This is a genomic window from uncultured Aquincola sp. (genome assembly GCF_964001545.1).
In the GTDB taxonomy this organism is placed as follows: domain Bacteria; phylum Pseudomonadota; class Gammaproteobacteria; order Burkholderiales; family Burkholderiaceae_C; genus Aquincola.
The window spans coordinates 1-8055 of sequence record NZ_CAXFDV010000257.1 but is presented as its reverse complement, the minus strand read 5'-3'; the positions used below and the strand labels follow the sequence as shown (position 1 = coordinate 8055).

The following is an 8055-nucleotide window of genomic DNA, read 5'->3' as shown; positions in this document are numbered from 1 at the left end:
CCTGGTCACCAGCGGCGGCAAGACCCGTGTCACCCGCGCGCCGGCCGGCACCGTGCCGCGCACCAACGTGCCGGCACCGGTGTATTCGCCCCAGCCGCCCAGCTCGCAGGCACCGGCCACCACCCCCAGCGTGGCCCCGGTGTACTCGCCCACCGCGCCGCTGCGCAGCTGACGTCGAAGCGAAGGTGGTCACCGGGCAGTTAACCTCGGTGGCATGACCTCACTCCTGCACACGCTGGCCTTGCTGGCCGCCGGCCTGGCCGGCGCCGCCGCCTGCATCAGCCCGGCCAGCGCCCAGCCGGCCCCGCCCGCGGCGGTGGAAGACTCGATGGCCCAGCGCATGCAGGCCTGCACCGCCTGCCACGGCAAGGAAGGCCGGGCCGCCCGCGACGGCTACTACCCGCGCATCGCCGGCAAGCCGGCCGGCTACATCTACAACCAGCTGGCCAACTTCCGCGACGGTCGCCGGCACTACGCGCTGATGAGCGAGCTGCTGGTGCCGCTGACCGACGACTACCTGCACGAGATCGCCGGCTACTTCGCCAGCCTCGACCTGCCCTACCCCGCGCCCAAGGCGCCCACCGGCACGCCCGAAGAGCGCGCCCGCGGCCAGCGGCTGGTGACGCAGGGCGACCCCGGCCGCAAGATCCCGGCCTGCGCCGCCTGCCATGGCGCGGCGCTCACCGGCATTGCGCCCGCGGTGCCCGGCCTGCTGGGCCTGCCGCGCGACTACCTCAATGCCCAGCTCGGCGCCTGGCGCACCGGCCAACGCAAGGCCCATGAGCCCGACTGCATGGGCCAGATCGCGCGCAGCCTGGCGCCCGAAGACATCGGCGCCGTGTCGCATTACCTGGCCGCGCAGCCGCTGCCGGCCGACACCCACCCGGTGGCCGTGCCACCGCCCAGCTGGCCCTTGCGCTGCGGCGGCCTGCCGGAGGGCACGAAATGAGCGCCGCCCGCCCATCCCGCAGCCGGCTGCGCCGGGCCCTGCTGGGCGTGGCCACGGTGGTGCTGGTGGCCGGCGCCGCGTTCGGCGCCCGCGTGTTGTGGGAACTGCACGACGGCCGCGATGCGGCCCGCCCCGCGGCGCAGCTGCCGGCCCCCAGCGCCGAGCTGGTGGCCCAGGGCGCCTACCTGGCCCGCGCCGGCAACTGCATGGCCTGCCACACCGCACGCGGCGGCGCGCCGGGCGCCGGCGGGCTGGGCATTCCCACGCCGTTCGGCACCGTCTACACCACCAACCTCACGCCCGACGTGCAGGCCGGCATCGGCGCCTGGTCGGCCGACGACTTCTGGCTGGCGATGCACGAGGGCCGCTCGCGCGACGGGCGGCTGCTGTACCCGGCCTTTCCGTATCCCAACCTCACGCATGTGTCGCGAGCCGATTCGGACGCGTTGTTCGCCTACCTGCGCAGCCTGCCGCCGGTGGCCCAGCCGGCGCGGCCGCACGAGCTGCGCTTTCCGGTGAACACCCAGCTGGCGCTGGCCGCCTGGCGCACGCTGTACTTCCGCCCCGCCAGCTTCGAGCCCGACACCCGCCAGTCGGCTGAATGGAACCGCGGCGCGTACCTGGTGCAGGGCCTGGGCCACTGCAACGCCTGCCATGCCGCCCGCAACGTGCTGGGCGCCACCCGCAACACGTTGGACCTGGGCGGCGGCTTGATTCCGATGCAGAACTGGTACGCGCCAGCGCTGAACTCGCCGCAACAGGCCGGCGTGGCCGAATGGCCGCAGGCCGACGTGGTGGCGCTGCTGCAGCACGGCGTGGCGCCGCAGGGCTCGGTGGTGGGGCCGATGGCGGAGGTGGTGCTCAACAGCACCCAGCACCTGCGCACCGACGACCTCAACGCGATGGCCACCTACCTGCGCGGCCTGCCGCAGCAGCCGGCGCCGGCCCCCCGGCGTGAAACGGCTGCCGCGGGCGCCGACCGCCTGGCCCGCGGCCAGACGCTGTACGCCAACCACTGCGCCAGCTGCCATGGCGAGCAGGGCCAGGGCGTGCCCGGCATCTACCCCCGGCTGGCCGGCAACCGCACGGTGACGATGGAGCCGCCCGCCAACCTGGTGCGGGTGGTGCTGGCCGGCGGCTTTCCGCCCGCCACCGCCGGCAACCCGCGGCCCTACGGCATGCCGCCCTTTGCCACCGTGCTCAACGACGACGAAGTGGCCACGCTGCTGAGCTACCTGCGCAGCGCCTGGGGCCACCAGGCCGGGCCGCTGAGCACCTTCGAGATCAACCGCTACCGCACCGGGTCGACGGGCGGGGGGTACTGAGCGAGCGCTGCGCCAAGCCGGGCGCTACACGTCCAGCGTGTACACCTGTGCCGCCGCGCGCTCTTCGGCGCTGTGGCCGCGCAGGGCGTCGTTCCATTCGGGTTGGCCCGCGCTGCGCTCGGGCTTGAGGGCCGCGGTCATCACGACCACCTCTTCGGTGGAGGCGTCGATCTCGGTCACCAGGTGGCGCTGGTCGTCGAACAGGCGGGCCACCATGCCGCCGCCGGCGTCGATGATGACCAGGAAACGGGCCGGCTTCTGCATGGATGGGCTATGGGTTGTACTGCGGAGGGCCCACGATACACCCGGCGCCCGGCCACGGAACTTGAGCGCTGACCATCCACCGCAAGGGTGAGTGCCGTGAAGCATTTCACGAAGCATGTTCACACTGTCGGGCGCCAGCCCCAGATCATGGGGAGACGATGACCGCCTGACGCGCGAGCATCGCGCCAGCGCCCTGAAGCAACTGGTTTCAATTGCAGCGGGCCCCTGAAGGACCCCATGGAATTACCCGAATCCGCCCGGCTGCCCGCCAGCGCCGCCACCGGCGCACGGCACGACGACACCGCCTGGACCCAGGTGCTGGGAGAAGCCGGCGCCGAAGTGGCCGGCCCCCTGACCCGCGTGGCCGCGCGGCTGGATGCACTGGTGCAGGCCGGCCGACTGGAGAGCCACGACGCGGCCCCGCTGCGCGAGGCAGTGGAAGAGGCGCGCGCCGCCGCCATGGCCACCCAGCAGCTGGCGCGGCTGACCGGTGGCCGCCTGCGCCAAAGCCATGAGCGCGTGGAACTGGCCGGCCTGGTGAGCGAAGTGCTGCAGCAGCATGCCGGCGTGCTCACCGCCCGCGGCCTCAATGCCCGCGCACAGCTCAAGGCCGCCGAAGTGCTGGTCGACCCCTCGTTGCTGTTCGGCCTGCTGCACACGCTGATGGACTGGGCCGGCCGTGGCGCCTGTGCGCCCATCCACCTGACGCTGGACCACCAGGCCTGGCCGCCGCATGCGCTGCTGACCTGCCGCTTCCACCACACGCCGCCCGACCGCGTGCCCGATCCGGCCGCGCCCTTTCCCGCCCCGGCGCTGGACACGCTGCGCTGGCGCGTGCTGCAGCAGACCGCCCGCGCGATGGGCCTGCGGCTGGACCGGCAGGACACCGCCAGCCAGGCGCTGGTGAGCATCGAGTTTCCGCGCACCGTCAATGCGCTGGGCGAAGGCGTCAGCGCGCCGGAAGCCGAACCGCCGGTGCAGCACGCCACCAGCACCCGGCCGCTGGCCGGCGCCAGCCTGCTGGTGATCGAACCGCGCCGCGAGCGCCGCACCCAGGTGCGCGAGGCAGTGCAGCACCTCGGCCTGATCCTGGACTTCGCCGGCTCGGTGGAAGAGGCGCGCGACTTCTGCCACGGCGGGCTGCCGCACACCATCGCCTATGCGGCGCTGGTACGCGGGCTGCGGCTGGACATCCTGCGCTCGGAGATCCTGGCCAGCGTGCCCGACTTCCCGTTCATCGAGATCGAGGAACAGGGCTCGGTGCTGGAGATCTCGGACGGCGCCGGCCGCCCGATCGCCAAGGTGGGCCGCGACGCGCTGGCCCGCACGCTGCCCGCCGCCTTGGTGCACGAGCTGGGCAAGCGTTTGGGGTCCTAACTGCCAAACACCTTCTTGAGGATCGCGCTGCCGGTACCCACCGGGTCGCGGCGCATCGCGCGTTCCTGCTCGCCGATCGTGAGGTACAGGCCGTCCAGCGCGCGGGCGGTGACGTAGCCGCGCAGGTCGGCATCGCGTTCCTTCAGCAGGCCCAGCTTGGCGGCGCGGCCGGCCACCGCGTCGTACTTGGCGGCCAGCGACACCTTCTCGGTGGCTCGGCCGACGATGGGCAGGAACTGCTGCGTCAGCGGCTCGCGCGTCTTGCCCGCGAAGAAATCGGTGACCGAGGTGTCGCCGCCTTTGACGATGCGCAGCGCGTCTTCCACCGACATCGAGCGCGCGGCATTGACCAGCAGCGTGCGCGCCTTCGGCACCGCGGCCTCGGCGGCACGGTTCATCGCTGTCACCAGCTCGTCGAGCTTGCCGCCCTGACCGGTGGCCTTGAGCAAGCCCGCCGCCTGTTGCAGCGGCCCGGGCAGCTCGATGCGCACCTTGGGGTTGCCCAGGAAGCCGTCGTTGCGGCCGAGCAGGCCCACCGCCGCCTCGGCGCCCCGCTCGATGGCGGTGCGCACGCCGATCGCGGCGTCGCTTTCACTCAAGGCCCAGGCCGGCTGCGCCACCAGCAAACCCCCGACCATGCCCGTGGGCAGGGCCGCCGCCATAAAATCACGCCTTCTCATCGGAACCGTCCATGAAATCTGTCAAACACACCGCCGCAGCCGTCGCTGTGGGCCTGCTCGTTGCAGCGGGCGGCTATCTGGGTTGGCAGGCCTTCGGCCCGCGCGAAGCGGTGCCCGCAGTGTCGTACACGCTGCTGGACGGCAGCAAGGGCAGCACCGAGTCCTTGCGCGGCAAGGTGGTGCTGGTCAATTTCTGGGCCACCAGCTGCGTGACCTGCGTCGCCGAGATGCCGCAGATCGTCTCCACCTACGACAAGTACAAGGGCCAGGGCTACGAGACCGTGGCCGTGGCCATGAGCTACGACCCGCCGGCCTACGTGGCCCGCTTCGCCGAGACGCGCAAGCTGCCCTTCGGCGTGGCCATCGACAACACCGGCGAGATCGCCCGCAGTTTCGGCGACGTGCAGCTCACGCCCACCAGCTACCTGATCAACAAGCGCGGCGAGATCGTCAAGCGCTACGTGGGCGCGCCCGACTTCGCGGCCCTGCACAAGCTGGTGGAGCAGCTGCTGGCGGAAGCCTAGCCACTCAGCAATACGCCGGCAAACCGCCGCTGTTCTCATCCCCGTCCGGCGCGCGCCCGGGCATGAAGGCATCATCGTCCCCGCCCGCCCGGGCCAAGAGGACCTTGAATGCAAGAACAACAAACACCGGCCGCGGCCACCCCGGCTGCCGCGGCTGAACGGCGCCCCAACCGCCGCGCCCGCTGGGTGGGCCGCATCGTTGCGCTGCTGGCCTTGCTGGCCCTGTTCGGCCTGGCCTGGTACCTGACCCACCGCCCTGCCACCACCGGCGCGCCCCCGGGTGCGGCCGGCGGACCGCCGGGCGGCGGTGGCCCGGGCGGCCCCGGCGGCCCGCCGGGCATGGCCATGGGCCGCGGCGGCCCGGCCACCACCGTGGGCGTGGCCCGCGCCACCCGCACCGACATCCCCATCGTCATCGAGGCGCTGGGCACCGTCACGCCCTCGGCCACCGTCACCGTGCGGCCGCAGGTCTCGGGCGTGCTCAAGGAAGTGCGCTTCCGTGAGGGGCAGATGGTCAAGGCCGGCGAGGTGCTGGCCGTCATCGACCCGCGCCCTTTCGAGCTGGCGCTGATGCAGGCCGAAGGCCAGCGCCAGCGCGACGAAGCCCAGCTGCAGCTGGCCAGGCTGACGCTGGAGCGCTACCAGACCCTGCTCAAGCAGGACAGCATCGCCCGCCAGGACGTGGACACCCAGGCCGCCAGCGTCAAGCAGCTGGAAGGCACGGTGCTGTCGGACCGTGCGGCCGAAGGCACGGCGCGGCTGAACCTGAGCTACACCCGCATCACCGCGCCGGTCTCGGGCCGCGTGGGGCTGCGGGTGGTGGACGTGGGCAACGTGGTGTCGTCCAGCGATGCCAACGGCGTGGTGGTGATCACCCAGCTGGCGCCCATCGACGTGCAGTTCGCGGTGCCGCAGGACCGCGTGCCCGACATCGAGCGGCGCATCGCCGCCGGTGCGCAGCTGCCGGTGAAGGCGCTGGACCGCAGCCGCGCCACGGTGTTGGACACGGGCAGCTTCTCCACCCTCAACAACGAGATCGACACCACCACCGGCACCGTCAAGGCCAAGGCGCGCTTTGCCAATGCCGGCCGCACGCTGTTTCCCAACCAGTTCGTGAACGTGCAGATGCAGCTGGACAGCGTGCGCGACGCGGTGACCATTCCGGTGGCGGCGCTGCGCCATGGCAACGACGGCGACTTCGTGTACGTGCTGAACGAAGACCGCACCGTGAGCCAGCGCGCCGTGCAGCGCGGCCAGGCCACCAACGACCGGGTGCAGGTGACGAGCGGTCTGCAGGCCGGCGAGACCGTGGTGACCGAAGGCGCCGACCGCCTGAAGGACGGCGCCCGCGTGACGGTGGCCGGCGACCGGCCGCAGCGCGGCGCATCGGCGCCTGGCGGCGGGGCCTCGCGCCCCGGCCGCGGCGCTTCCGCCCCCGAAGGCGCCGCCAGCCGCCCGCACCGCCGCGCCAGCGGCGCCGCCCCCGCGGCCAGCGAGTGAGCGGCCGGTCATGGCCCTGAGTCCGTCGCGTCCCTTCATCCAGCGGCCGGTCGCCACCTCGCTGTTGATGCTGGCCATCCTGCTGGCCGGGCTGGTGGGCTTTCGTTTCCTGCCGCTGTCGGCGCTGCCGCAGGTGGACTACCCCACCATCCAGGTGCAGACGCTGTACCCCGGCGCCAGCCCCGAGGTGATGAGCCAGACCGTCACCGCGCCGCTGGAACGCCAGCTGGGCAGATGGCCGGGCTGGCGCGCATGAGTTCCACCAGCGCGGCCGGCGTGTCGGTGATCACGCTGCAGTTCGGGCTCGACCTGTCGCTGGATTCGGCCGAGCAGGAGGTGCAGGCCGCCATCAACGCCGGCAGCTCGCTGCTGCCGGCCGACCTGCCGGCGCCGCCGGTGTATGCCAAGGTCAACCCGGCCGATGCGCCGGTGCTCACGTTGGCCGTCACCTCCAGGAGCCTGCCGCTGACCGAGGTGCAGAACCTGGTCAACACCCGGCTGGCGCAGAAGATCTCGCAGGTCAGCGGCGTGGGCCTGGTCACGCTGTCCGGCGGCCAGCGGCCGGCGGTGCGCATCCAGGCCGACACGCAGTCGCTGGCTTCCTACGGCGTCGCCATCGACACCGTGCGCAGCGCCATCAGCGCGGCCAATGCCAACGGCGCCAAGGGCAGCTTCGACGGCGCCACGCGCTCGTACTCGATCAATGCCAACGACCAGCTGCTGACGGCCGACGAGTACAAGAACCTGATCGTGGCCTGGCGCAACGGCGCACCGGTGCGCCTGAAGGACGTGGCCCAGGTGGTGGACAGCGCCGAGAACGTGCGCCTGGGCGCCTGGTCGGGCCAGGCCGGCGGGCCGCTGGTGCCGGCCATCATCATCAACGTGCAGCGCCAGCCGGGGGCCAACGTCATCCAGACGGTGGACGCCATCCGCGCACGGCTGCCGCAGCTCACGGCCGGCATGCCGGCTGCCGTGGAAGTGCAGGTGCTGGCCGACCGCACGCGGGGCATCCGCGCCTCGGTGGAGCATGTGCAGTTCGAGCTGGTGCTGGCCGTGGTGCTGGTGGTGCTGGTGATCTTCGGCTTTTTGCACAGCCTGCGCGCCACCGTCATCGCCAGCCTGGCGGTGCCCATCTCGCTGGTGGGCACCTTCGGCGTGATGTACCTGCTGGGGTACAGCCTGAACAACCTGAGCCTGATGGCGCTGACGATCGCCACTGGCTTCGTGGTGGACGACGCCATCGTCATGTTGGAAAACATCGCGCGCCACATCGAAGAAGGCGACCCGCCGATGCAGGCGGCCGTCAAGGGCGCGACAGAGATCGGCTTCACCATCATCTCGCTCACGGTGTCGCTGATCGCGGTGCTGATTCCGCTGCTGTTCATGGGCGACGTGGTGGGCCGGCTGTTCCGCGAATTCGCGATCACGCTGGCCAT

The 8055-nt window shown here is 72.1% G+C and carries 7 protein-coding genes and 1 pseudogene; 6 read left to right on the top strand and 2 right to left on the bottom strand.

Going from position 1 to position 8055, the window contains the following annotated elements:
• The first annotated feature begins 214 nt into the window (after positions 1-214).
• Positions 215-949 (top strand): c-type cytochrome, encoded by a 735-nt coding sequence (locus tag ABNT58_RS09010; protein ID WP_348753156.1) that lies wholly within the window; start codon positions 215-217, stop codon positions 947-949.
• Positions 946-2274 (top strand): cytochrome c, encoded by a 1329-nt coding sequence (locus tag ABNT58_RS09005; RefSeq protein WP_348753155.1) that lies wholly within the window; start codon positions 946-948, stop codon positions 2272-2274. The genes ABNT58_RS09010 and ABNT58_RS09005 overlap by 4 nt, the downstream gene beginning before the upstream one ends.
• A 24-nt stretch (positions 2275-2298) precedes the next feature.
• Here the strand turns inward: ABNT58_RS09005 and ABNT58_RS09000 are convergent, their stop codons facing one another.
• Positions 2299-2538, bottom strand: a complete 240-nt coding sequence (locus ABNT58_RS09000) for a hypothetical protein (protein WP_348753154.1) — start codon at positions 2536-2538, stop codon at positions 2299-2301.
• A gap of 237 nt (positions 2539-2775) precedes the next feature.
• Between ABNT58_RS09000 and ABNT58_RS08995 the strand changes: the two genes are divergently transcribed.
• The gene (locus ABNT58_RS08995; RefSeq protein ID WP_348753153.1) at positions 2776-3915 is read left to right on the top strand and encodes a hypothetical protein; all 1140 of its coding nucleotides are present in this window, start codon (positions 2776-2778) and stop codon (positions 3913-3915) included.
• Here ABNT58_RS08995 and ABNT58_RS08990 read toward each other — a convergent pair.
• Positions 3912-4595 carry a DUF4197 domain-containing protein gene (locus ABNT58_RS08990; protein ID WP_348753152.1) on the bottom strand — a complete coding sequence of 228 codons (684 nt, stop codon included), beginning with the start codon at positions 4593-4595 and terminating at the stop codon, positions 3912-3914. The two genes, ABNT58_RS08995 and ABNT58_RS08990, sit on opposite strands and share 4 nt — an antisense overlap.
• A gap of 11 nt (positions 4596-4606) precedes the next feature.
• Here ABNT58_RS08990 and ABNT58_RS08985 point away from each other — a divergent pair, with 11 nt between their 5' ends.
• The 3 genes and pseudogenes from ABNT58_RS08985 to ABNT58_RS08975 form a co-directional block, all read left to right on the top strand.
• A complete protein-coding gene (locus tag ABNT58_RS08985) occupies positions 4607-5119 on the top strand; it encodes a TlpA disulfide reductase family protein (RefSeq protein WP_348753151.1) in 513 nt (170 codons plus the stop codon).
• A 108-nt stretch (positions 5120-5227) separates the two neighbouring features.
• A complete protein-coding gene (locus tag ABNT58_RS08980) occupies positions 5228-6619 on the top strand; it encodes an MdtA/MuxA family multidrug efflux RND transporter periplasmic adaptor subunit (RefSeq protein ID WP_348753150.1) in 1392 nt (463 codons plus the stop codon).
• Positions 6620-6635: 16 nt separating this feature from the next.
• Positions 6636-8055, top strand: a pseudogene (locus ABNT58_RS08975) (efflux RND transporter permease subunit); the annotation flags it as partial.